Origin of the sequence: Pseudomonas sp. CCI4.2 (assembly GCF_034350045.1) — a bacterium.
In the GTDB taxonomy this organism is placed as follows: Bacteria; Pseudomonadota; Gammaproteobacteria; order Pseudomonadales; family Pseudomonadaceae; genus Aquipseudomonas.
Genome location: NZ_CP133781.1, coordinates 5338560 through 5361021, shown reverse-complemented (window position 1 = coordinate 5361021; position 22462 = coordinate 5338560). Strand labels below are relative to the sequence as shown.

General features: G+C 54.9%; 22 protein-coding genes and 2 tRNA genes. 20 read left to right on the top strand and 4 right to left on the bottom strand.

All coding sequences use genetic code 11. The annotated features are described in order from the left end of the window. The first annotated feature begins 20 nt into the window (after window positions 1-20). The 10 genes from ybgC (at window position 21) to RHM65_RS24325 (ending at window position 7095) form a co-directional block, all read left to right on the top strand. A complete protein-coding gene (gene ybgC, locus RHM65_RS24370; protein ID WP_322168139.1) occupies window positions 21-488 on the top strand; it encodes a tol-pal system-associated acyl-CoA thioesterase in 468 nt (155 codons plus the stop codon). Further along, complete coding sequence (gene tolQ, locus RHM65_RS24365; protein WP_322168140.1) at window positions 478-1173, top strand: protein TolQ; 696 nt, start codon at window positions 478-480, stop codon at window positions 1171-1173. The genes ybgC and tolQ overlap by 11 nt, the downstream gene beginning before the upstream one ends. A gap of 23 nt (window positions 1174-1196) precedes the next feature. Beyond that, window positions 1197-1652 carry a protein TolR gene (gene tolR, locus RHM65_RS24360; RefSeq protein WP_322170801.1) on the top strand — a complete coding sequence of 152 codons (456 nt, stop codon included), beginning with the start codon at window positions 1197-1199 and terminating at the stop codon, window positions 1650-1652. Continuing rightward, entirely contained in the window at window positions 1652-2743 is a 1092-nt protein-coding gene (tolA, locus tag RHM65_RS24355; RefSeq protein ID WP_322168141.1) for a cell envelope integrity protein TolA, read from the top strand. The genes tolR and tolA overlap by 1 nt, the downstream gene beginning before the upstream one ends. Window positions 2744-2781: 38 nt before the next feature. Beyond that, on the top strand, window positions 2782-4041 hold the full coding sequence (gene tolB, locus RHM65_RS24350; protein WP_322170803.1) for a Tol-Pal system beta propeller repeat protein TolB: 1260 nt from the start codon (window positions 2782-2784) through the stop codon (window positions 4039-4041). A gap of 53 nt (window positions 4042-4094) precedes the next feature. Beyond that, window positions 4095-4595: a peptidoglycan-associated lipoprotein Pal gene (pal, locus tag RHM65_RS24345; protein WP_322168142.1), complete on the top strand. Its 501-nt coding sequence runs from the start codon at window positions 4095-4097 to the stop codon at window positions 4593-4595. 6 nt (window positions 4596-4601) lie between these two features. Continuing rightward, complete coding sequence (gene ybgF, locus RHM65_RS24340) at window positions 4602-5435, top strand: tol-pal system protein YbgF (RefSeq protein WP_322168143.1); 834 nt, start codon at window positions 4602-4604, stop codon at window positions 5433-5435. 187 nt (window positions 5436-5622) lie between these two features. Continuing rightward, window positions 5623-6270: a 7-carboxy-7-deazaguanine synthase QueE gene (gene queE, locus RHM65_RS24335; protein ID WP_322168144.1), complete on the top strand. Its 648-nt coding sequence runs from the start codon at window positions 5623-5625 to the stop codon at window positions 6268-6270. A gap of 10 nt (window positions 6271-6280) precedes the next feature. Further along, window positions 6281-6961 carry a 7-cyano-7-deazaguanine synthase QueC gene (gene queC / locus RHM65_RS24330; RefSeq protein WP_322168145.1) on the top strand — a complete coding sequence of 227 codons (681 nt, stop codon included), beginning with the start codon at window positions 6281-6283 and terminating at the stop codon, window positions 6959-6961. 58 nt (window positions 6962-7019) lie between these two features. Then, a tRNA-Lys gene (locus RHM65_RS24325) sits at window positions 7020-7095 on the top strand. 391 nt (window positions 7096-7486) lie between these two features. On the opposite strand, the gene RHM65_RS24320 is transcribed toward RHM65_RS24325, so the two are convergent. Continuing rightward, on the bottom strand, window positions 7487-7975 hold the full coding sequence (locus RHM65_RS24320; RefSeq protein WP_322170805.1) for a LysR substrate-binding domain-containing protein: 489 nt from the start codon (window positions 7973-7975) through the stop codon (window positions 7487-7489). A gap of 334 nt (window positions 7976-8309) precedes the next feature. On the opposite strand from RHM65_RS24320, the gene nadA reads away from it, so the two are divergent. Continuing rightward, window positions 8310-9368: a quinolinate synthase NadA gene (gene nadA / locus RHM65_RS24315; RefSeq protein ID WP_322168146.1), complete on the top strand. Its 1059-nt coding sequence runs from the start codon at window positions 8310-8312 to the stop codon at window positions 9366-9368. Window positions 9369-9608: 240 nt separating this feature from the next. On the opposite strand, the gene RHM65_RS24310 is transcribed toward nadA, so the two are convergent. Then, complete coding sequence (locus RHM65_RS24310; protein ID WP_322168147.1) at window positions 9609-11042, bottom strand: M48 family metalloprotease; 1434 nt, start codon at window positions 11040-11042, stop codon at window positions 9609-9611. 151 nt (window positions 11043-11193) lie between these two features. On the opposite strand from RHM65_RS24310, the gene RHM65_RS24305 reads away from it, so the two are divergent. Further along, a complete protein-coding gene (locus RHM65_RS24305) occupies window positions 11194-11445 on the top strand; it encodes a sulfurtransferase TusA family protein (protein ID WP_322168148.1) in 252 nt (83 codons plus the stop codon). A 66-nt stretch (window positions 11446-11511) separates the two neighbouring features. Then, window positions 11512-12582 carry an AI-2E family transporter gene (locus RHM65_RS24300; protein ID WP_322168149.1) on the top strand — a complete coding sequence of 357 codons (1071 nt, stop codon included), beginning with the start codon at window positions 11512-11514 and terminating at the stop codon, window positions 12580-12582. Window positions 12583-12663: 81 nt separating this feature from the next. Here RHM65_RS24300 and RHM65_RS24295 read toward each other — a convergent pair whose 3' ends face one another. Both RHM65_RS24295 and RHM65_RS24290 read right to left on the bottom strand, forming a co-directional pair. Then, on the bottom strand, window positions 12664-13137 hold the full coding sequence (locus tag RHM65_RS24295; protein WP_322168150.1) for a peroxiredoxin: 474 nt from the start codon (window positions 13135-13137) through the stop codon (window positions 12664-12666). Window positions 13138-13147: 10 nt separating this feature from the next. Continuing rightward, the gene (locus RHM65_RS24290; RefSeq protein WP_297836046.1) at window positions 13148-13711 is read right to left on the bottom strand and encodes a glycine cleavage system protein R; all 564 of its coding nucleotides are present in this window, start codon (window positions 13709-13711) and stop codon (window positions 13148-13150) included. A gap of 326 nt (window positions 13712-14037) precedes the next feature. Here RHM65_RS24290 and dapA point away from each other — a divergent pair, with 326 nt between their 5' ends. The 7 genes from dapA to cas3f all read left to right on the top strand — a co-directional run bounded on the left by dapA (window position 14038) and on the right by cas3f (window position 22462). Beyond that, on the top strand, window positions 14038-14916 hold the full coding sequence (gene dapA / locus RHM65_RS24285) for a 4-hydroxy-tetrahydrodipicolinate synthase (RefSeq protein WP_322168151.1): 879 nt from the start codon (window positions 14038-14040) through the stop codon (window positions 14914-14916). A gap of 17 nt (window positions 14917-14933) precedes the next feature. Then, window positions 14934-16049: an outer membrane protein assembly factor BamC gene (gene bamC, locus RHM65_RS24280; RefSeq protein WP_322168152.1), complete on the top strand. Its 1116-nt coding sequence runs from the start codon at window positions 14934-14936 to the stop codon at window positions 16047-16049. Continuing rightward, a complete protein-coding gene (locus RHM65_RS24275) occupies window positions 16050-16808 on the top strand; it encodes an MBL fold metallo-hydrolase (RefSeq protein ID WP_322168153.1) in 759 nt (252 codons plus the stop codon). A gap of 28 nt (window positions 16809-16836) precedes the next feature. Further along, a complete protein-coding gene (gene purC / locus RHM65_RS24270) occupies window positions 16837-17547 on the top strand; it encodes a phosphoribosylaminoimidazolesuccinocarboxamide synthase (RefSeq protein WP_322168154.1) in 711 nt (236 codons plus the stop codon). Window positions 17548-17640: 93 nt separating this feature from the next. Beyond that, window positions 17641-17730: transfer RNA gene (locus RHM65_RS24265), tRNA-Ser, on the top strand. 518 nt (window positions 17731-18248) lie between these two features. Next, complete coding sequence (cas1f, locus tag RHM65_RS24260; protein WP_322168155.1) at window positions 18249-19226, top strand: type I-F CRISPR-associated endonuclease Cas1f; 978 nt, start codon at window positions 18249-18251, stop codon at window positions 19224-19226. After that, the gene (gene cas3f, locus RHM65_RS24255) at window positions 19223-22462 is read left to right on the top strand and encodes a type I-F CRISPR-associated helicase Cas3f (protein WP_322168156.1); all 3240 of its coding nucleotides are present in this window, start codon (window positions 19223-19225) and stop codon (window positions 22460-22462) included. Before cas1f ends, cas3f begins: the two co-directional genes overlap by 4 nt.

The window sequence follows — 22462 nt, the reverse complement described above, 5'->3', positions numbered from 1 at the left end:
CGAGGAGTAAGCACTAGAGTATGCGCGCGCAAAACGGGGTTCAGTCATTCGTCCATCGCTGTCGCGTTTATTACGAGGACACCGATGCGGGCGGCATCGTTTATTACGTTAACTATTTGAAATTCATGGAGCGGGCTCGAACCGAGCAGCTACGAGCGTTGGGTTTTGCCCAGTCGCAGCTGGTAGGGGACGATCTGTTGTTTGTCGTTCATTCCTGCGAGGCGCGTTATCACAAGCCGGCGCGATTGGACGATGAGCTGTTGATAAGCGTTGAAGTCATTGAGTTGAACCGCGCCAGCCTGCGATTTCGTCAACAGGTCAGATTGGCTGCGGACGAAACGCTGCTTTGCGAAGGAAAGTTTTTGGTGGCGTGTGTGCGCGCCGACAGTTTGAAACCCCGGGCCATTCCCGAAGCTTTGCGTGCGGCCTTTGCCGACCAGGGCGGCGCGGGTACACATTTAGAGCAGGAGATAGCGCGTGGAAGCTAACGTAGTCGACCATTCCTCCATGTGGAGTATGGTCAGCAATGCCAGCATCGTTGTTCAGTTGGTCATGCTGATTTTGGTGGGTGCTTCAATCACCTCCTGGATCATGATCTTTCAGCGTAGCAGTATGATACGCGCGGCTCGTCGGGCACTGGAGAGCTTTGAAGAGCGCTTCTGGTCGGGTATCGATCTGTCCAAGCTCTACCGTCAGGCTGGCAGCAACCCGGACCCTGATTCGGGTGTTGAGCAAATCTTCCGTGCAGGCTTTAAAGAGTTTTCCCGTCTGCGTCAGCAGCCAGGCGTCGACCCTGATGCTGTGATGGAAGGTGTGGCTCGGGCCATGCGCGTCGCCATTTCTCGCGAAGAAGAAAAACTCGAACAGAGTTTGCCGTTTCTGGCGACGGTGGGTTCCACCAGTCCCTATATCGGCCTGTTCGGTACCGTATGGGGGATCATGAACTCCTTCCGTGGTCTGGCCACTGTGCAACAGGCCACTCTGGCGACGGTTGCGCCGGGTATCTCGGAAGCTCTGGTCGCTACCGCTATTGGTCTGTTCGCCGCCATCCCCGCAGTAATCGCCTACAACCGCTTCTCTGCTCGCAGCGAAACGTTGATCAATCGTTACTACACGTTCGCCGATGAATTTCAGGCGATCCTGCACCGTAAAGTGCACACCAGCGAAGAGTGAGCAGGTAATCCTTCATGGCTTTAATCGCTCGAGTTCGTCGCAAACGCCGCAAGCCGGTTGCCGAAATGAACGTAGTGCCTTACATCGACGTGATGTTGGTATTGCTGGTCATCTTCATGGTTACCGCTCCGATGCTCAACCAAGGTGTGAAAGTCGATCTGCCCAAAGTCTCCAGTGAGGCCTTGCCGCAGGACAACAACACCCAGGTTTTGACCATTTCGATCAAAGCTGACAAGACCTATTACTGGAACCTTGGCAGTGAAGTCGATACCGAAAAACAGCAGGACAAGGCCATGACCTTGCCGCAGATGACTGACGCGGTGACCAAAATCATCAAGGCCGGTCGTGAAGGCGGCAAGCAGACGCAGGTCTTTATCCGTGGCGACAAAACCGTTGATTACGGCTCTGTAATGGGCGCAATGGGTGGGCTGCAGAAAGCAGGGGTCGGTAATGTTGGCTTGATTACCGAGGCGCCCTGATGCACCAACAGCGAGAGCCGTCCGCCTCGGAGAGCTTCTTCTGGCCTAGCGTTTGGGCAGTGGCCCTGCATATCCTGATATTTGGGATGCTCTTCGTCAGCTTTGCCATGACCCCGGATTTGCCGGAATCCAAGCCTATTGTTCAAGCGACCCTGTATCAGCTGAAATCCAAAAGCCGTGCAACAGTCCAGACCAATCAGAAAATTGCTGGTGAAGCGCAAAAAACGGCCGCCCGACAGACTGAAACCGAACAGTTGGAAAAGAAAAAAATCGAGCAGCTAAAACAAGATGCTGTGAAAGCTGCGGAACAAACCGCAGAAGACGCGGCTCAAAAAGCCGAAGATCAAAAAGCTGAAGAGTCGAAAAAAGCCGACGCAGCCAAAGCTGAGGCGAAAAAGGCAGACGACGCCAAGAAAGCCGATGAAGCCAAAAAGGTAGCGGAAGCTAAAAAAGTTGAAGAGAAGCAAGCGGCGGATATAGCCAAGAAAAAAGCCGAAGACGACGCCAAGAAAAAAGCTGAAGAAGACGCGAAAAAAGCCGCGGTTGACGACGCTAAAAAACAGGCTGCAGACGACGCGAAGAAACAAGCAGTGGAAGACGCGAAGAAAAAAGCGGCTGACGATGCGAAGAAGAAAGCCATAGCGGACGCCAAGAAAAAGTCCACAGCCGATGCGGCCAAGAAACAGCAAGACGCTGCTCGGAAATCGAATGAAGATCAAAAAGCCGCAGCCTTGGCTGATTTGCTTTCCGATAAAACGGAACGGCAACAGGCGTTGGCAGATGAGCAGGGCGACGAGACGGCGGGCAATTTTGATGACCTGATACGTTCACGCGCTGCCGAAGGCTGGGCTCGACCGCCTTCAGCAAGAAAAGGCATGGTCGTTGTGTTGCACATTGGGATGTTGCCTGACGGAACAGTGACTTCGGTCAGTGTCCTTAAGTCCAGCGGAGACGCGCCGTTTGATAGCTCAGCGGTGGCGGCAGTTAAAAATATTGGTCGATTGACAGAAATGCAGGGTCTGAAACCGAGTGATTTCAACCCCTACCGTTCATTCAAGATGACATTCACACCTGAGGATCTAGCCTTGTGATTAACATTTTTCGAGGACTGCTTATCGTTCTTTGCTGTATGGCGGGAATGGCCGCAGCAGATGAAAAGAACATCATGGTCACCACCGGTAGTGACCGCGCTGCGCCGATAGCGGTCGTTCCGTTCGGGTTGCAAGGCGGTGCCGTCTTGCCCGAGGACATGGCCGACATCATCAGTAACGACCTGCGTAACTCAGGTTATTACTCGCCGTTGGCAAAGCAGAACATGATCAGCTTGCCGACCCAGGCCAGTGAAATCATTTATCGCGACTGGAAAGCGCTTGGCGCTCAATACGTGATGGTCGGCAGCATCGTTCCTTCGGGCGGTCGTCTGCAGATTCAGTACGCGTTGTTTAACGTTGCCACCGAGCAACAGGTGATGACGGGTAACGTTTCTGGCACCACCGACCAATTGCGTGACATGGCGCACTACATCGCTGATCAGGCATTCGAAAAACTAACAGGCATCAAAGGTGCGTTTTCAACGCGCCTCCTTTATGTAACCGCTGAACGTTTCTCTGTCGACAACACGCGGTTTACCTTGCAGCGTTCTGATTACGATGGCGCTCGTGCCGTGACCTTGTTGCAATCGCGCGAGCCGATTCTGTCGCCGCGATTCGCGCCGGATGGCAAACGTATTGCCTATGTGTCGTTCGAGCAGAAGCGTCCGCGTATCTTCATCCAGCATATCGATACCGGTCGCCGCGAGCAGGTGACTAACTTTGAAGGCATCAACGGTGCGCCTGCATGGTCCCCGGATGGCACCAAGTTGGCCTTCGTGCTTTCCAAAGACGGCAACCCGGAAATTTATGTCATGACGTTGGCCAGTCGCCAAATCACCCGCGTGACCAATGATTCGGCCATTGATACCGAACCGTTTTTCGGTAAGGACGGCTCGACGCTGTACTTCACGTCAGACCGTGGTGGTAAGCCACAGATCTATAAAACCAGCATTAATGGTGGTGGTGCCGAGCGCGTAACGTTCATCGGTAACTACAACGCCAACCCGAAATTGTCAGCGGATGAAAAGACGCTGGTAATGATTCACCGTCAGGACGGCTTCACAAATTTCAAGGTAGCAGTGCAGGATTTGCAGCGCGGCACATTAAAAATCCTCACAGACAGCAACCTTGATGAGTCGCCTACTGTCGCGCCCAACGGCACCATGGTAATCTACGCCACCCGCCAGCAGGGCCGGGGAGTCTTGATGCTCGTGTCCATTAACGGACGCGTAAGGGTCCAGCTTCCTACCGCTCAAGGCGAAGTCAGAGAACCTTCCTGGTCCCCTTACCTGAACTGACGCGGCGCTACACGTTTTGCTTAACACACTTGGGGTTCATTAGGAGTTTTACGATGGAAATGCTGAAGATTGGTAAATTTGCTGCGCTGGCTCTGGCCATGGCTGTAGCTGTAGGTTGCTCGTCCAAAGGTGGCGATAACGCTGGCCAAGGCGCTGCTGTAGATCCAAACGCTGGTTACGGCGCTAACACTGGCGCTGTTGATGGCAGCCTGAGTGAAGAAGCTGCTCTGCGCGCTATCACCACTTTCTACTTCGAATACGACAGTTCGGACCTGAAACCAGAAGCTATGCGTTCCCTGGACGTTCACGCTAAAGACTTGAAAGCCAATGGCGCTAAAGTCGTTCTGGAAGGCAACACCGACGAACGTGGTACTCGTGAGTACAACATCGCACTGGGCGAGCGTCGCGCGAAAGCCGTTCAACGCTACCTGGTACTGCAAGGTGTTTCCCCAGCACAGCTGGAATTGGTTTCCTACGGTGAAGAGCGTCCAGTTGCTACCGGCAACGACGAAGCATCTTGGGCTCAAAACCGTCGCGTCGAACTGCGTAAGTAATTTGACATGCGAACGTGCCGTCGTGCTTTAACCGTTTTGACTCTCGCCCTTCCGCTTTTTGCTTGGGGCGCGGTTCCTGTGGTCGATAACAATTCTGGCTCTGGTAGCAGCAACAGTTATCCGCCAGCGGGTTATGGCACGTCCGGCGCCTATGCCGGGGGAGGGGTTGCGACCCCTGCCTCGGCACAGGGTCAGCTGTTCATGCAGCTGCAACAAATGCAGGACGAGATCGCGAAATTACGCGGTACGGTCGAGGTTCAACAGAACGATATCGACCGGATGAAGCAGGAAGCATTGGAGCGTTATCAAGAACTTGATCAACGCATCACTGCTGGAGCTGGAGCGGGCGGAACACCTGCCGCAGCAGCTACCGACAATTCTCAAGCCAACGGTGATGTAAATGCCGGTGGTGCGCCTACGGCACCTGCAGCGCAGGCTCCGGCGGCAAGCGCGGAACCGGGCGATCCGGCGAAGGAAAAGATCTATTACGATGCTGCCTTCGATCTGATCAAAGCCAAGGATTTCGACAAAGCCAGTCAGGCCTTCACGGCTTTTCTGCGCAAATACCCAAACAGCCAGTACGCGGGCAACGCTCAGTACTGGTTGGGTGAAGTGAACCTGGCCAAAGGTGACCTTCAAGGTGCCGGTCAGGCCTTCGCTAAAGTGAGTCAGTTGTATCCGAAGCACGCCAAAGTACCTGACTCTCTATACAAGCTTGCTGATGTCGAACGCCGTCTCGGTCATACCGATAAGGTCAAAGGTATCTTGCAACAAGTGGTTTCCCAGTACCCTGGCACCTCCGCTGCGCAGCTCGCGCAACGTGATTTGCAACGCATGTGATGCGCTGCTAACCAGGCTGGGCTGACCACCGATTAAAGAAAGCCGCGCTTGTCGCGGCTTTTTTCGTTAGAATCTCGCACCCGAAATTTCGGTAATACATACGCTTCTCTGGACCATGCGTTTGCAGGGTCGTTGAAGTGCCTAACGGAGGCGGATGGCCTGTTTAGCTATTACGCCCGTGGCTCATATGCAAGAAACGTTACGAATCACTGAAATATTTTATTCATTGCAGGGAGAAACGCGCACCGCGGGCTTGCCTACGGTATTCGTGCGGCTTACGGGCTGTCCTTTGCGATGCCAATACTGCGACAGCGCTTACGCCTTCAGCGGCGGGAGCATCCAGGCGCTTGATGCCATCGTCGAACAAGTGGCCAGTTATCGTCCTCGCTATGTCTGCGTGACAGGCGGAGAACCATTGGCACAGCCGAACGCGATCGCACTGCTCAAACGCCTATGCGACGCTGGCTATGAAGTCTCACTTGAGACCAGTGGTGCCCTTGATATCTCGGCGGTTGATCCCCGCGTCAGTCGTGTGGTCGATTTGAAAACCCCAGGCTCTAACGAGGTCGGGCGTAACCGCTACGAAAACATCGAGCTGTTGACGCCTAACGATCAGGTCAAATTTGTAATCTGCTCCCGCGAAGACTACGACTGGGCTGTGTCCAAGCTCATTCAATACGGCCTGGAGCGGCGCGCGGGCGAAGTATTGTTTTCCCCTAGTCATCATGATTTGAAAGCGCGGGATTTGGCCGACTGGATCGTGGCCGACAATCTGCCTGTACGCCTGCAAATGCAGTTGCACAAGATTCTCTGGGACGACGAGCCAGGACGCTGAGGTGAGTGAAATGACGAAGATTGAGAAAAGAGCGGTCATCCTGTTATCGGGTGGCCTTGATTCGGCCACCGTGTTGGCAATGGCGTTGGCTGACGGATACACCTGCTACACCATGAGTTTCGATTACGGTCAGCGGCACCGTGCCGAGTTGAATGCCGCCGTGCGTGTCGCTCGCGATTTAGGTGTGGCCGAGCACAAAGTCATTGGCCTTGACCTGAATGGCATAGGCGGTTCTGCGTTGACCGACAGTTCGATTGCGGTCCCAGAATCTCCGGGCGAAGGTATTCCGGCCACCTACGTGCCGGCACGCAATACGGTGTTTCTTTCGTTGGCGCTCGGTTGGGCTGAAGTATTGGGCGCCCGAGATATATTTATCGGTGTCAACGCGGTGGACTATTCGGGTTACCCGGATTGCCGCCCTGAATTTATCGAAGCATTCGAGCGTATGGCCAATCTGGCGACCAAGGCAGGCGTGGAAGGCAACGGTTTCAGAATCCAGGCCCCGCTGCAGAATCTGAGCAAAGCCGAAATCGTCTCAGTCGGCATGCGCCTTGGCGTCGATTATGGGCTGACCGTTTCCTGCTATCAGGCCGATGATCGAGGCCACGCATGCGGTAAATGTGACAGCTGTCGTTTGCGCGCAGAAGGCTTTGCCACGGCGGCTGTAGCCGACCCGACTCGCTATTTTTGAATTAATTTCAGTTAAGTGTTGAATTAATCATAGAAATCAGTAATATACGCGCCACGTCGGGTCGTTAGCTCAGTTGGTAGAGCAGTTGGCTTTTAACCAATTGGTCGTAGGTTCGAATCCCACACGACCCACCATTTTCAAGTTCGACGTTTTTGAAAAGCTGTAAGGCCCATGCAAATGAGGCTTTACGGCTTTTTTTTTGCGTCGACGTTTTTACTTCCAGCTGCTCGACGCGGGGCTATGGCGTTCAGTTAAGCTGGCCAGGTTCCAACTGAAGAGCAGAATCGCTGATTTTACGACTGCTGCGCAGCCGATCGCGGGCAAGCTGTTCGCGAAGCGGTGTGTCTGACACGCCGCGCGGGGATCTTCGCCAACAAGTTGGCTCCTACAAAGATACTGGGATCAGATCGGTAATCGAATCGGCCGCTTCCCGAATAAATTCGGTCCCACAGAGGTGCAGTTAATCCAAGCGAGGCCGTAACGCCCGTAGTGCAAATGACCTGTTACCGTCGTCGATACACGGTTCTAGACGAGCCAGGGTCGTAGGTCGATTGCCGCGCCCGCTAGAGTCTCTAAAGGGCCTGTCTCGGCATCGGGCGTTTCCACTGCTGTCATGAGCCAGTCCACCAAAGACGAAACCGCATCATCACTGCGCGGACCTCGACAGATATAAAACGATCGAGGACTCACCAGGCGCTTAACTAAAGGCGCCACCAACGCCCCTTCCTTCAGCAGATAGTCCACCAGCGGCGAACTGCCCAGTGCAATACCGTGCCCCATCGTCGCCGCGTGAATCATCTGGTCAAAATGGCTGAACCGGAGTCCGATATCGGCCAAAGGCCCGGGGGCTCCTGCTTCTTTTAGCCATTCAGACCACTGCAACCAAGGCCAGGCATTTTGAGTGTCGCTCAGGTGCAGCAAGGTGTGATGCCGAAGGTCTTCGATACGGTTAAATGTGCGCCCACTTATGCGCAACAAGGTGGGGCTGCTAACCGGAAATAGCCTCAGCGGCACTGGCGGCGGAGGGGAGCTCCGAGCACTCAATGCATCAACACGCCGCGGCAATACTCAAGCCTTTCGCCCGCGTTACGAGCACAGAACGCGAAACGGGATGTTTTGCCGTCATGAGCTGATAGTGGTTTTGGCGGGAGAAATTGCTTAGATCCCTGGCAGTTCGGCGGCGCCACCGTCGCTGGACACTTCCCGCCCATACGCCCAAGCATCCGGTATAAGCGCAATAAGCATCATCGTTTTGATAGTTTTGAATTGGTAATTAAGGGATTCAGGACTCTGCGCCACAGGTGTAAACTTCGGCATCCGCGCACAAGCGCTTTTAGGTCCAGCGAACATGACGCAGATTTCCGAACGCCTTCTGGTCCAGGCCCATCTCGATGCCAAACAGCCCAAAACGCTGAGCGTCGAAGAGCAGGCTCACTACCGCGCGGCGATTGCTGCTGAGTTAAAAGCGCAAGACGCCGTTTTGGTTGCCCACTATTACTGCGATCCCGTTATCCAGGCCTTGGCCGAGGAAACCGGCGGTTGCGTGTCCGACTCCCTGGAAATGGCGCGCTTCGGTAATCAGCATTCGGCAAAAACCGTGCTGGTCGCAGGCGTACGTTTCATGGGCGAGACGGCGAAAATCCTCAACCCGGAAAAACGGATTCTGATGCCAACGCTGGAGGCGACCTGTTCGTTGGACTTGGGTTGCCCGGTTGATGAGTTCGCGGCCTTCTGCGATCAGCATCCAGAGCGCACGGTGGTGGTCTATGCCAATACATCCGCCGCGGTGAAGGCCCGCGCCGACTGGGTAGTGACGTCCAGTTGTGCGCTGGAAATCGTCGAAAGCCTGATGGATAACGGCGAAAAGATCATCTGGGCGCCGGACAAGCATTTGGGTCGTTATATTCAGCGCGAAACCGGTGCCGACATGTTGTTGTGGGACGGCGCATGTATCGTCCACGAGGAATTCAAGTCCAAGCAGCTTGAGGACATGAAAGCGCTTTATCCCGAGGCTGCGATTCTTGTGCATCCCGAGTCGCCCGAGTCAGTGATCGATCTGGCAGATGCTGTCGGATCGACCAGTCAACTGATCGCTGCTGCGCAATCGCTGCCTAATAAAATGTTTATAGTCGCGACTGATCGAGGCATTTTTTACAAGATGCAGCAGCTGTGCCCGGACAAAATCTTCATCGAAGCGCCAACCGCCGGTAACGGCGCCGCGTGCCGTAGTTGCGCACATTGTCCGTGGATGGCGATGAACACCCTTGAGCGCACCTTGCAGTGCCTGCGAGAGGGCAGTAACGAGATATTCGTCGACCCGGCATTGATCCCCCACGCGATTCGCCCATTGCAGCGCATGTTGGATTTCACCCGCGCCGCACGCCTGAAACTGGCGGGTAATGCCTGACGTCGGTGGAACAGATTGCCAATTATCACGGAGCCAACTTGTTGGCGAGGCTGCTTAGTTGGTGAACCCCATAAGCCGCTCGCCAACAAGTTGCTCCTACAGGTGTTGTGCATCGCTTGAAACACCGGAGGGACCGAATTTATTCGGGAAAGCGTCAATCCTGACACTCTGCAACCTCAAGCCACAAATCCCCCATCCAGTGTGGTACGTCGAGACGTGGCCCCTCCTACCGGGCACGGGTCAGTTCATCATTTCTTTCAGCAATCGCTCTTGCTCAGCAAACTCTTTCTGCCGTGCATCAATGCGCGAGGCCAGTTGAAAGTTGTTGTTAGCCCGCCGCTTGGCGATTTCGAGCTGCTGTTGAGCCTGACGATAGTCACCGGTCAAAGCGAAGTACTCGGCGCGCGCCTGGTTGGAGCCAATCATATTGCCTGCCAACCCGCGCACGTCTGCAACCTGACTCCAGATATCTGGATCGGATGGCCGACTTTTCAGCAGTTGGTCCAATCCTTTTTCCGCTTGCGCAGGCTTGTTCTGTTTGATCAATAAATCGACGCCGGCCTGGTTCAGCGGGTAGTTATCCGGAAATTGCACCTTCATCCGGTCCAGTCGCTGCTGGGCGTCGACCATCTTGCTGTTGGCGACATCAATTTCTACCTGCGCCAAGTTATACGTGATGTTGTTTGGATCTTTGACTAACAGCGGCTTGAGTGTCTCGCGTGCATCATTGATCTGCGAGCCCTTGATTTGAGCGATGGCAAGCCCGTAGCGTGCGTACTCAGATTTAGGGTTTTCATTCAATAACGCGCGGAAGCGTTTTGCAGCAAGGCCGGTGGATTCTTCGTAATACAGCGCAACACGTGCGCGCATCAGTTGGTACTGCAAGCTGTCTTCTTTGCCGCCGGGCTTTTCTTGCTCTGCGCGGTTACGGGTGTCAGCGATCCGAGACTCAGTGACCGGGTGATCCAACAAAAACTCGGGTGGCTTGGCGTCGAATCGGTATTGGCGCATCAGCCGTTCAAACATGTTGGGCATCGCTCGCGGGTCATAACCGGCTTTTTGCAGGTTGATGATACCGATGCGGTCTGCCTCCTGTTCGTTTGCCCGAGAGAAACGCGTTTGTTCCTGGATCGACGCTGCCTGGGTACTTGCAATCGTTGCGATGCCTGCGTCGCCAGCACCAGCCGCGGCCATGACGATACCTGCCAACATGGCTGCCAGGACCGGAATCTGCATGCGTTGCTGCGCCTCAATGCCCCGCGCGAAGTGGCGTTGCGACAAGTGAGCCAATTCGTGAGCGAGCACTGCCGCGTATTCGGCTTCATTTTGCGCGTTGAGAAAAAGTCCGCCGTTAACCCCGACAATCCCGCCAGGGGCGGCGAATGCGTTCAACTCGCGGCTGTCGATCAGAATGAATTCCAACCGGGGGTTTTGCACCTGACTGGTTTCTGCAAGGCGGTAAACCGTGGTCTCCACAAAGTCCTTGAGCTGCGGATCAGATAGTTGCGACACCTGACCGCGAAGCATGCCAAGCCAGGCGCGGCCCAGTTGATATTCCTGTTGTGGGGAGACGATGGCAGAGCTGGCATCGCCCAGTGATGGCAAGTCGTCAGCAAAACTCGGAGAGGCGAGCAGGCAAGCGAGCGTCAACAAGGTAGGGCGCAGAAATTTCATGCACAAGGCTCTAGGCGTTAAAGAGCCCTTACTGTAGCTGGCTCAATGGCTTGCTGACCAGAGTGAGGTATTCTTGTTGCCTGTTTGAGGCGTCCGCCACGCTAATTGGGTGGTTGCAACGCCATTCGATGTGCCTGCCTGGAGAGAAATGATGTCTGACGCTGTAGAGCGCCCCGAGGCCTGTGACGCTGAAGTGGACGCCAGTGGCTTGAATTGTCCGCTGCCGTTGCTCAAAGCCAAGCTTGAGCTAAATCGCTTGACCAGTGGTTCAGTACTCAAAGTCATCTCAACGGATGCAGGCTCCCAGCGCGATTTCCGGACCTTTGCCAAGCTCGCCGGCCACACGTTATTGCACGAAGAGGTCCAGGCGGGCGTTTACCTTTATTGGTTACGCAAAGCCTGATGCCCTGTGATTTTATTTCCCCCTCTTAATGATCGTTGCTGACGATGACTGCCTGAAGGATTTTTGATGTTCAAGGTGCTACGCGACTGGATACAGCGGTACTTCTCCGACGAGGAAGCCGTGGTGCTCGCGGTATTGTTGGTCTTGGCGTTCACCATCGTATTGACGCTCGGTGGCATGCTTGCGCCGGTCTTGGCGGGGTTGGTGCTGGCGTTTCTGATGCAAGGCCAGGTCAGCCTTCTGGAGCGTCTGCGGATGCCGGAAGTGGTCGCGGTCTCGTTGGTTTTTGCGTTGTTCATGGGTGTGTTGCTGGTTTTTCTGTTGGTGCTTGTACCGCTGCTTTGGCATCAACTGATCACGTTATTTAACGAACTGCCAGGCATGCTCGCCAAATGGCAATCGCTGTTGCTGCTGTTGCCTGAGCGTTATCCGCACTTGATCTCTGACGAACAAGTGCTGCAAGCGATTGAGGTTGCTCGCGGAGAAACCGGCAAGTTCGGCCAATGGGCACTGACATTTTCGTTGTCCAGCCTGCCACTGCTGGTCAATGCCATGATCTATTTGGTACTGGTGCCGATTCTGGTGTTCTTCTTTCTCAAAGATCGAAAGTTGATCGGGCGTTGGGTCAGCGGTTATTTGCCGCGTGAGCGAACATTGATTACCCGCGTTGCGCAGGAAATGAATCGGCAAATAGCCAACTACATTCGCGGCAAAGCCATTGAGATTGTTCTCTGTGGTGGCGTCACCTACGTGGCATTCATGGCCCTGGGGCTGAACTACGCGGCATTGTTGGCTTTATTGGTCGGCTTGTCGGTGGTCGTACCCTATGTCGGCGCGGTAGTCGTGACGGTGCCGGTGACAATGATTGCGCTGTTCCAGTGGGGCTGGAGTGATCAATTCATTTACTTGATGGCGGTCTACGGCGTCATTCAAACGCTGGATGGCAACGTGTTGGTGCCGTTGTTATTTTCCGGTGCGGTCAACCTGCACCCGGTCGCGATTATCTGCGCAGTGCTGTTGTTTGGCGGGTTGTGGGGCTTTTGGGGTGTGTTCTTCGCGATTCCCCTGGCCACCCTGTTCAAAGCCGTGTTGGACGCCTGGCCCCGTAATGAGCCTACGGTGTCGCCGCTGCTTTAGGATTTTCTGGAAGAGGAGGGCAAGGCGCTTTCGCTGCAAGCTACTTCAATGTGTGCAGGCAGCGAATCCCTTCGACGACAGTTAACCGTTGTTCAATGCTTGCGCGCTTTCCAGTACAGCAGCCACATGGCCGGGTACTTTTACGCCGCGCCATTCCTGGCGTAATACGCCTTTTTTATCAATCAAGAACGTGCTGCGATCTATGCCCAGGTATTCCTTGCCATAGAGCTTTTTCAGTTTGATCACATCAAACAGCTGGCACAGCGCTTCGTCTTTGTCAGAAATCAGTTCGAACGAAAACGCCTGCTTGGTCTTGAAGTTTTCGTGGGACTTCAAGCTGTCGCGCGAAACACCGAACACCACGGTGTTGGCCGCCTCGAACGCAGCGTGTTGATCACGAAAGCCCTGACCCTGAGTTGTGCAACCAGGCGTGCTGTCTTTCGGGTAAAAATAAATCACCACCTGCTGGCCCTTAAGCCCGGCCAGACTAATCGTCTGCCCACTGGTGGCCTGCGCCTCAAAATCGGCAACAGGTTCATTCAACGCAACGGCCATTAATGTTTCCTTACATAGGAGCCTGTGGACGCCAAGGTTCGATCAACGCATCGAGGTTCAGCGCGTCGGCGAAGTCGAGGAACTGATCACGCAGCCAGCTGATCTGGATACCGGCAGGCAATGTGACGGTAAAGGTCGCATTGAGCATCGTGCCGCCTGTTTGAGGCGCCTGATACGTATCGCAAATGAGGTTTTCCAGCTCGACGTTATGATCGATGAAGAACTGACAAAGCTCATTGATGATGTCCGGGCGATAAGCCGAGCTGACGTAAGCGACATAAGGCAGGGCCTCAGGACGGCTTTCCAGGCTGGCGCTACGCACGACGCTGACAGTGAAGGCGTGCTTCTTCGACAGGCTTGGCAAGCCGGTTTCCAGACGAGCCAGGGCATCCCAGCTGCCTGAAACCTGAAGAATCAGCGCACTGTATTCGCCATGACGAGTCAGACGTGAACTCACCACTGAACAGCGGTTTTCATGACTGGCGCGGCACAGCACGTTGGTCAGCTCCATTGGGTTGGCGCCAAGGGCACTGATTACAAGGAATTGTTCGCGAACTGTGGGGGTGGACGACATGCAGCATTCCTAGGCGATGAGCGGTGAGTACATACGTTGGGCTTGCACGGCTGATTCGACAACCAATTCTCGTCGACTGCAACCCAAACCCCGGTGCCGCTTGCCTTCATGGCCAGGCCATGGTGGGTCGCGACCTCGTTGGAACAAGGGTTTCGACGGAAAATTCGATCGATTGAACGCGCTGCGCAGATGACCCGTACTGACCAAAGAACAAAGGGTAGCGAAAAGCATCGCTTAGGGGAATGCTCGTAGCACGGTACTTCGCTTGTGCAAGCCTGATAGCGCCAGTACCATTACGGCTCTCTTTTTCCGGCAGGAGCGGTCGCATGATTGCGGGCAGCATGGTGGCACTGGTCACACCGATGGATGCAAATGGTCGTCTTGACTGGGACAGCCTGAGCAAACTGGTGGACTTCCATCTGCAAGAGGGCACCAACGCGATTGTTGCGGTCGGCACCACTGGTGAGTCGGCCACACTCGACGTCAGCGAGCACATAGAAGTGATTCGCCGCGTGGTAGCCCAAGTTGCAGGGCGTATCCCCGTCATCGCGGGAACAGGCGCGAACTCTACTCGCGAAGCGATCGAGCTGACGCGTAACGCGAAAACCGCAGGCGCTGATGCGTGCCTGCTGGTTACACCGTATTACAATAAACCGACGCAAGAAGGGCTGTATCAGCACTTCAAGCTCATCGCTGAATCAGTCGATATTCCGCAGATTCTGTATAACGTGCCAGGCCGAACGGCGTGCGACATGTTGGCAGACACGGTTGTGCGTCTGTCCACGGTGCCAAATATCATCGGCGTCAAGGAAGCCACTGGCGACCTGCAACGTGCCAAAGACATTCTGGCGCGGGTCAGCAGCGACTTTCTGGTGTATTCCGGTGATGATGCGACGGCTGTCGAGCTGATGCTGATGGGCGGCAAAGGTAATATTTCAGTAACGGCAAACGTGGCGCCACGTGCCATGTCCGATTTGTGCGCCGCCGCGATGCGTGGTGATGCTGCCACTGCTCGTGCGATTCACGAAAAACTGATGCCGCTTAATAAAACCCTGTTTATCGAATCCAACCCAATTCCCGTGAAATGGGCGCTGCATGAGATGGGCATGATGCCGGACGGTATCCGTCTGCCGCTCACCTGGCTCAGCGAGCCCTGTCACGAACCGCTGCGTCAGGCCCTGCGCCAGTCCGGTGTATTGCTTTAATGAGGAAGTATCACGCAATGAAGCGATTGGCCGGACTGTCCGCACTAGCCTTGATTATCTCCAGTACCAGCGGTTGTGGCTGGATTTGGGGCCCTGAGGGTTACTTCCGTGATCGCGGCAGTGATTATCTGGCGGCGCCTCAAGCGGCGCCTATGCAATTGCCACCCGACATCACCGGTGTGAAACGGCTTGATCCTTTGCTGCCGATCCCGCGTAACGTGGCTAGCGAAACAACCAGGGGCGAGTTTGTCGTTCCGCGTCCTCAGCAATTGCCAGTGACCGCAACTGCCAGCGATTTCAGCCTGCAGAAAACCGGTGAGTCGCGCTCGATCCTGGCTCAGCGTTCGCCTGCCGAAGTTTGGCCGATCGCGCATCAGTATTTTGAAGACAACGGTTTCCACATCGGTGACGAACGTCCGCAGACCGGTGAATTCAACACCAGTTGGCAGCGTATCGATGGGCTTTCTTCCGCGATGGCCAAGCGCCTGACCGGCAGTGGCGCCAGCGCCGACACCGAAACTCGCGTGCGTGTTCGTATCGAACCGGGTGTGCAGCGCAACACCAGTGAAATCTACGTCGTCAGCGTTACGCGGCCAGTGGGCAGCACGGCGGACGTCGACTTCCCAGCGAACACCACCAACCTGGGCCTCGATTCCGCGCTGACCGACGATCTGTTGGCCAGCATGAGCCGCAGCGCTGAAAAAGGCGGTTCGGTTTCCCTGCTTGCTGCGCGTGACTTCGATACCCCGAAACGCGTTGCCTTGAGCGTCGATGGCAGTGGTAACCCGGTATTGAACGTCGCTGACGACCTGGACCGCGCATGGTCAAGCGTCGGCCGTGCCTTGGATCAAGGTGATTGGCGCGTAGAAGACATCAACCGCAGCCTGGGTCTTTACTACATCAACTTGGCCGAGAAGGCGAAGACGCCTGGTAACGAGCCTGGATTCTTTAGCCGTCTGTTCAGCAGCACGCCGGATAAAGAACAAATCGAAGCCCGTGCCGAACGTTATCAAGTTCGCTTGAGCAAGGTGGGTGACAGCGTGCAGGTGACAGTCGAGAAAAATATCAACACCGTAGCGCCTCCTGATGTAGCGCGCCGCGTGCTGGGTATCATTCAAGACAACCTCGGTTAAGTGCGTTTCGCTGTTTTAGGCAGTGGTAGCCGAGGGAACGGCACGCTGGTCGCCAGTAACGACACGTATGTGCTGGTGGATTGTGGTTTTTCACTGCGAGAAACCGAGCGACGTCTGGCGCGTTTAGGCGTTAGCCCGCATCAGTTGAGTGCCATTCTGGTGACCCACGAACATGCCGACCACGTGCATGGCGTGAGTTTGCTGTCACGGCGCTACAATCTACCGGTCTACCTCAGTAACGGCACCTTGCGCGGGATGCGCAAACCTGTAGAAGCCGCAGGGTTTCTGTCAGGCGGTCAACCATTGCAGGTGGGCGCACTGAGCATTGATGTGGTGTGCGTTGCCCACGATGCCCTTGAGCCGACGCAGTTTGTATTCAACGACGGCCAGCGCCGATTCGGCTTGCTGACTGACCTTGGTTCCTACGGCCCTGCGGTGTTACAGAGTTATCACGGACTGGATGCGTTGATGATTGAAGCAAATCATTGCCGCGACATGCTGGCCAGAGGTCGCTACCCGTATTTCTTGAAAGAGCGGGTAGGTGGCGAACTGGGACATTTGAACAATCATCAGGCTGCCAACCTGGTGAGCGAGTTGGGATGGCAGTCGTTACAGCATTTAGTGCTGGGCCACCTCAGCAGCAAAAACAACCTGCCGCAGCTGGCCCGGCAATGTTTTGTCGACACCCTCGGGTGCGACCCGGACTGGCTGCAATTGGCCGATCAAGATTCAGGGCTCGACTGGCGACACATCGCCTAGCCCAACTACTTAGCAAGCGGAGCCCATCATGGAAAAACGTGAAGAACTCTACCGCGGCAAAGCCAAATCGGTTTACACCACCGATGACGCTGACCGCTTGATTTTGTTGTTTCGCGACGACACTTCGGCGTTCGACGGCAAGCGCATCGAACAGCTTGATCGCAAAGGCATGGTGAACAACAAGTTCAACGCCTTCATCATGCAAAAACTCGAAGAAGCCGGTATCCCGACCCAATTCGACGCGTTGCTGAGCGACACCGAATGTCTGGTCAAGAAACTTGAGATGATCCCGGTCGAGTGCGTCGTGCGTAACTACGCAGCGGGCAGCCTGGTGAAGCGCCTGGGCGTGGAGGAGGGCATCAAGCTCAACCCTTACACCTTCGAACTGTTCCTCAAAGACGACGCCAAAGGCGACCCGTTCATCAACGAATCCCACGTCGTGGCGTTCGGTTGGGGCACGGCAGAAAACCTGATCCGCATGAAAGAGCTGTCGCTCAAGGTCAACGACGTGCTGACCAAGCTGTTTGACGACGCTGGCCTGCTGCTGGTCGACTTCAAACTTGAATTCGGTACCTTCCACGGCGAAATCGTCCTCGGCGACGAATTCAGCCCAGACGGCTGCCGTCTGTGGGACAAAGAAACCCGCAAGAAAATGGACAAAGACCGCTTCCGCCAAGGCCTCGGTGGTGTCATCGAAGCCTACGAAGAAGTCGCCAAACGCCTCGGCGTCCCGCTTTAACGCAAAAAGCTACGCAAGCGCCTGATAGCACGCGAAAATTTCCTCCGCAGGGGGGTTACGTTCGGCAGATGAACTGTTATCATGCGCGCCGTTGGAGAGATGCCAGAGTGGCCGAATGGGACGGATTCGAAATCCGTTGTACTGGCGACAGTACCTAGGGTTCGAATCCCTATCTCTCCGCCATTATTAAAAACCCTTATAATTCAATAGATTATAAGGATATGGTAAGGCGGGTCTATACCAACGCTTTGTACCAAAAAATAGCTCTAGTCTTCGGATTGGGGCTTTTTTTTGATCAAATTTTGATCTGGTGAATTTGGCACGACTTTGTCCGCCAAAGTTCTTCCAGATCGCATGGTGTGCTTTAGGTTGGCGCGCCCGAGACGCTTTGCTTTGTTTGTTAGTTGGTAGCGTATGGGGAACAACCTGCTTCCCATGGGATATACACAAGGCCAGTTCGAGGACATGGATGAAGCTGCCAATCCGTTTATCGGGTATAACATTCGTAAACGGTAAATCGCCTACCAGACTTCTGGTGATGCCTTACTTAACATGGTATCCCAGCTTCGGCTTGCCGAGTCACTGAGCATCATTTTGACTGTTGCAAACCCGCTGGATTTTCGGTGTTGTAACCTCTGTTATGCGGGTTTTTTTTCATCATCTGCAGTGCCAGTGAACGTCAATAGCCCCTAGGTGTGTACATGGATGATCTAAACGCATCAGACCTAAAATCGATCCTGCACTCCAAACGTGCCAACATTTATTACCTCGAATATTGTCGGGTTTTGGTTAATGGCGGGCGTGTCGAATATGTGACGGATGAAGGAAAGCGTTCGCTGTACTGGAATATCCCTATTGCCAACACCACAACGGTGCTACTGGGAACGGGAACCTCGGTCACCCAAGCGGCGATGCGCGAAATGGCAAAGGCGGGTGTGCTGGTAGGGTTTGCTGGTGGGGGAGGCACGCCACTGTTCAGCGCCAACGAAATCGATATTGAGGTAGCGTGGTTTTCACCGCAGAGTGAGTATCGGCCTACCGAGTATCTTCAATATTGGGTGCGCTTTTGGTTTGATGATGAGTTACGCCTAGAAGCAGCCAAGGCATTTCAACGGCTACGTCTGGAACGAGTCCGGCAGCATTGGCTGAACAACCGTGCGCTCAAAGAGGCGGGCTTTCAAATTGATGCTGCCGCCTTGGATGCTGCGCTGCAGCAGTCCCTTATGTATCTAAATACGGCGCCGGACCACACCTTTTTGCTGACCGAGGAAGCGCGGCTGACTAAGTTACTATTCAAACTGGCAGCGCGCGCCATGAAATATGGAGATTTTGTTCGCGCCAAGCGTGGTGGCGGTAACGATCCGGCTAATCGCTTTCTCGACCATGGTAATTACCTAGCCTACGGCTTGGCCGCCACCGCAACGTGGGTGCTCGGCCTGCCTCACGGCTTGGCGGTGTTACATGGCAAGACGCGCCGAGGTGGATTGGTGTTCGATGCAGCGGATCTGATCAAGGACGCGATGATTTTGCCTCAAGCGTTTATTTCCGCCATGCGTGGGGATGATGAGCAGGAGTTTCGCCAAGCCTGCATTGAAAGCCTCACCCGTAACGAGGCTCTGGACTTCATGATTGACAGCCTTAAAGCCGTTGCGCAGCAGTTGGGGAATTCCCACCAGTGAATGTTTTGCTGATCTGCCAGTGCGATAAACGAGCTTTAAGTGAGAGCCGTCGTATTCTCGACCAGTTTGCCGAGCGCCGTGGCGAACGTACTTGGCAAACACCTATTACCCACCAAGGTCTCGATACCCTGCGGCGGTTACTGAGGAAGACGGCCCGGCGAAATACCTCTGTAGCCTGCCATTGGATTCGTGGCCGCGACCACAGTGAAATGCTGTGGATAGTTGGAGATGCAAGCCGTTTCAATGCTCAAGGTGCGGTACCGACAAATAGCACCGTGCGTGACGTGTTGCGTAGCCAGCATGAAAATGACTGGCATACCGGTGAAGACATTCGCCTGTTGGCTGGCTTGGCTGCGTTATTCCATGACTTTGGCAAGGCCAGCGAAGCTTTCCAGAACAAGCTCAGTAGTCAAAAACCGCTTGCCGATGCTTATCGACATGAGTGGGTGTCGTTACGTTTGTTTCAAGCCTTTGTAGGGACTGATACCGATGAAATCTGGTTGCAGCGTCTTGCGGATTTAGCGAGCGGCAAGGTGGACAACGGCTGGCAAAAGCGATTAATTACGTTCCGCGACGGCCTCAGCACTCCCGCACCGCGTAGCCCCTTCAATACTCTACCGACGTTGGCTCGAGCCATCGGTTGGCTGATCCTCAGCCATCATCGTTTGCCGGTTCAGCCTTTTGACGAGGGGTTGCACCCGCAAACGCTGAGACGCCTGCCGCTGGGGCTAACGTCAGAATGGAACGCCGCTCGTCTTCAGGCCGATCTAAAGGAAAAAACCGCCTGCTGGACCTTTAAAAACTCGCTTCCATTGGATAGTAAACACTGGTGTGAGCACGCCGCAAAATTGGCTGGGCGCATGCTGGCGCGCACCGGTTTCAGTGAAACGGATTGGCTGGCAAACCCCTACGTCACCCATGTTTCCCGACTAATTTTGATGTTGGCCGATCATCACTACTCCAGTGAGCCATCGCACTCACGTTATGGCGATGCCGAATATCCTTTGTTCGCCAATACTGACCGTGAGACGGGGAAGTTGAAACAGCGATTGGATGAGCATCTGATCGGTGTTGCGGTACACAGTGGGCGTATTGCCCACAGCTTGCCGCAATTAGAGCGTAGATTGCCTAGTATTGCCCGGCACAAAGGCTTTAAACGACGCAGTGCCGATGAGCGCTTTCGTTGGCAAGACAAAGCCTACGACCTCGCCACAGCGTTACAAGCCCGCTCTACTCGACAAGGTTTTTTCGGCGTCAACATGGCATCTACTGGGTGCGGTAAAACGTTGGCTAATGGCCGGATTCTTTACGGCCTGTCCGATCCACAGCGTGGTGCTCGGTTCTCTATCGCTCTGGGCCTGCGTAGCCTGACCTTGCAAACCGGTCAGGCCTACCGTGATCGACTGAAATTGGGCGACGACGATCTGGCTATTGTGGTCGGCGGTATAGCGGTCAAAGAACTATTCGACCGCGACAATGGTGCGTTGGATCGTAGTGGCTCGGAGTCGGCCGAGCAGCTTCAGGACGACGACAGCTATGTGCACTATCAAGGCAGCTTGGAGGAGGGTGCGCTGAAAAACTGGTTGGGCAAAAACTCCGCAGCACTGCGTTTGCTCGATGCTCCCGTTTTAGTCTGCACGGTTGATCATTTGATTCCTGCTACTGAAGGTACGCGGGGCGGGCGTCAGATCGCACCGATGTTGCGGCTGATGACCGCTGATTTGGTGTTGGACGAACCCGATGATTTCGACCTTAACGACTTGCCAGCGTTGAGTCGGCTGGTTTATTGGGCCGGCTTGCTTGGCAGCCGGGTACTGCTGTCTTCGGCAACGCTGCCGCCCGCTCTAATTCAAGGATTGTTCGCTGCATATCTGGAGGGGCGCCGCTCTTTTCAAGCCAATCGGGGAGTACCCGGTCAGCCGCTAAATGTTTGCTGCGCATGGTTTGATGAGTTTGCCTCAGAGGCGAGTGAGCAGGCTACTGCCGAGTCATTTTCGGATGCTCACAGTACTTTTGTTGGAAAGCGTATTGCCAAGTTAGGACAGGCTGAAGTACGTCGATTGGCGAAGATTCAGCCCGTGCCGATAACCATAAGCGGCGCCTCAGAAATACGCAATGAGCTGGCAGTCCACCTGCACCGCATGCTTCATCAGTTACACCGGGAGCATCACAGTGTTGATCCGGTTAGCCAAAAGCGTGTCAGTTTTGGCTTGCTGCGCATGGCTAATATCGACCCGATGATCGACGTCGCTCAAGCTCTTTTCAAATTGGGTGCCGAAACAGGTTGCCGAATTCATCTGTGCTGTTACCACGCACGCCACCTGTTGCTGATGCGCTCTGCTATCGAACGACGCTTGGATCGGCTGTTAAATCGCCACAATCCGGACGCATTATTTGCCGACCCTGAGTTACGGGTATGGCTGGATGTCAACCCTGAGCCGGAGCAGATTTTTGTAGTGCTGGCGTCACCGGTCGCAGAGGTCGGGCGCGACCACGATTATGACTGGGGCATCGTTGAACCCTCTTCTATGCGCTCGATCATTCAGTTGGCCGGTCGCATTCGGCGGCATCGTCCGGGGCCGTGTCAGTCGGCCAATGTGTATCTGCTGGAGCGCAATGTAAAAGCGTTAGAGGGGAAGGCGCCAGCGTTCTGTAGGCCTGGATTTGAGAGCCCTGACTTTATGCTTGCCAGTCACAACCTAAGTGACGTGTTGAGCGTCCAGCAACTGAGCACGATCGACGCGCGGCCAAGGATTGCCGAGCGAGCGGAGTTGCAACCGCGCAGCAACCTGGTCGACCTAGAGCATGTGCGGCTTCGCGCATTGATGCTCGGTGAGAGCATAAAGTCAGGCTTCCCGGTTCCACTTTGGTGGCAAACTCCAGCGGCGCTGTCTGGCGAATTGCAGCGTAAACAGCGCTTTCGTGATGATCCTTTGGGGCATCAGCGCTATGTGCTACAGCCCGACGAAGATGAAGTGCTGCACTTCAAGTTTCAGCAAGACGATGGGCAACTAATTTCTGCGGATAACCTTCTGGAGAAATTCTCGCTGGAGTTTGGGCCACGCATTGGCTTCTGGGGGGAGCCGGATTACCTGACAGAGCTGAGCCAATTAGCCGACGAGAGAGGCCTCGAACTTGCTGCCTGTGCACGACGGTATGGCGTGATTGATTTGGCCAAAAATAATGCTGACAGGGGCTGGCGCTACCACCCGGCATTGGGATTTAGGGGGTTCTAA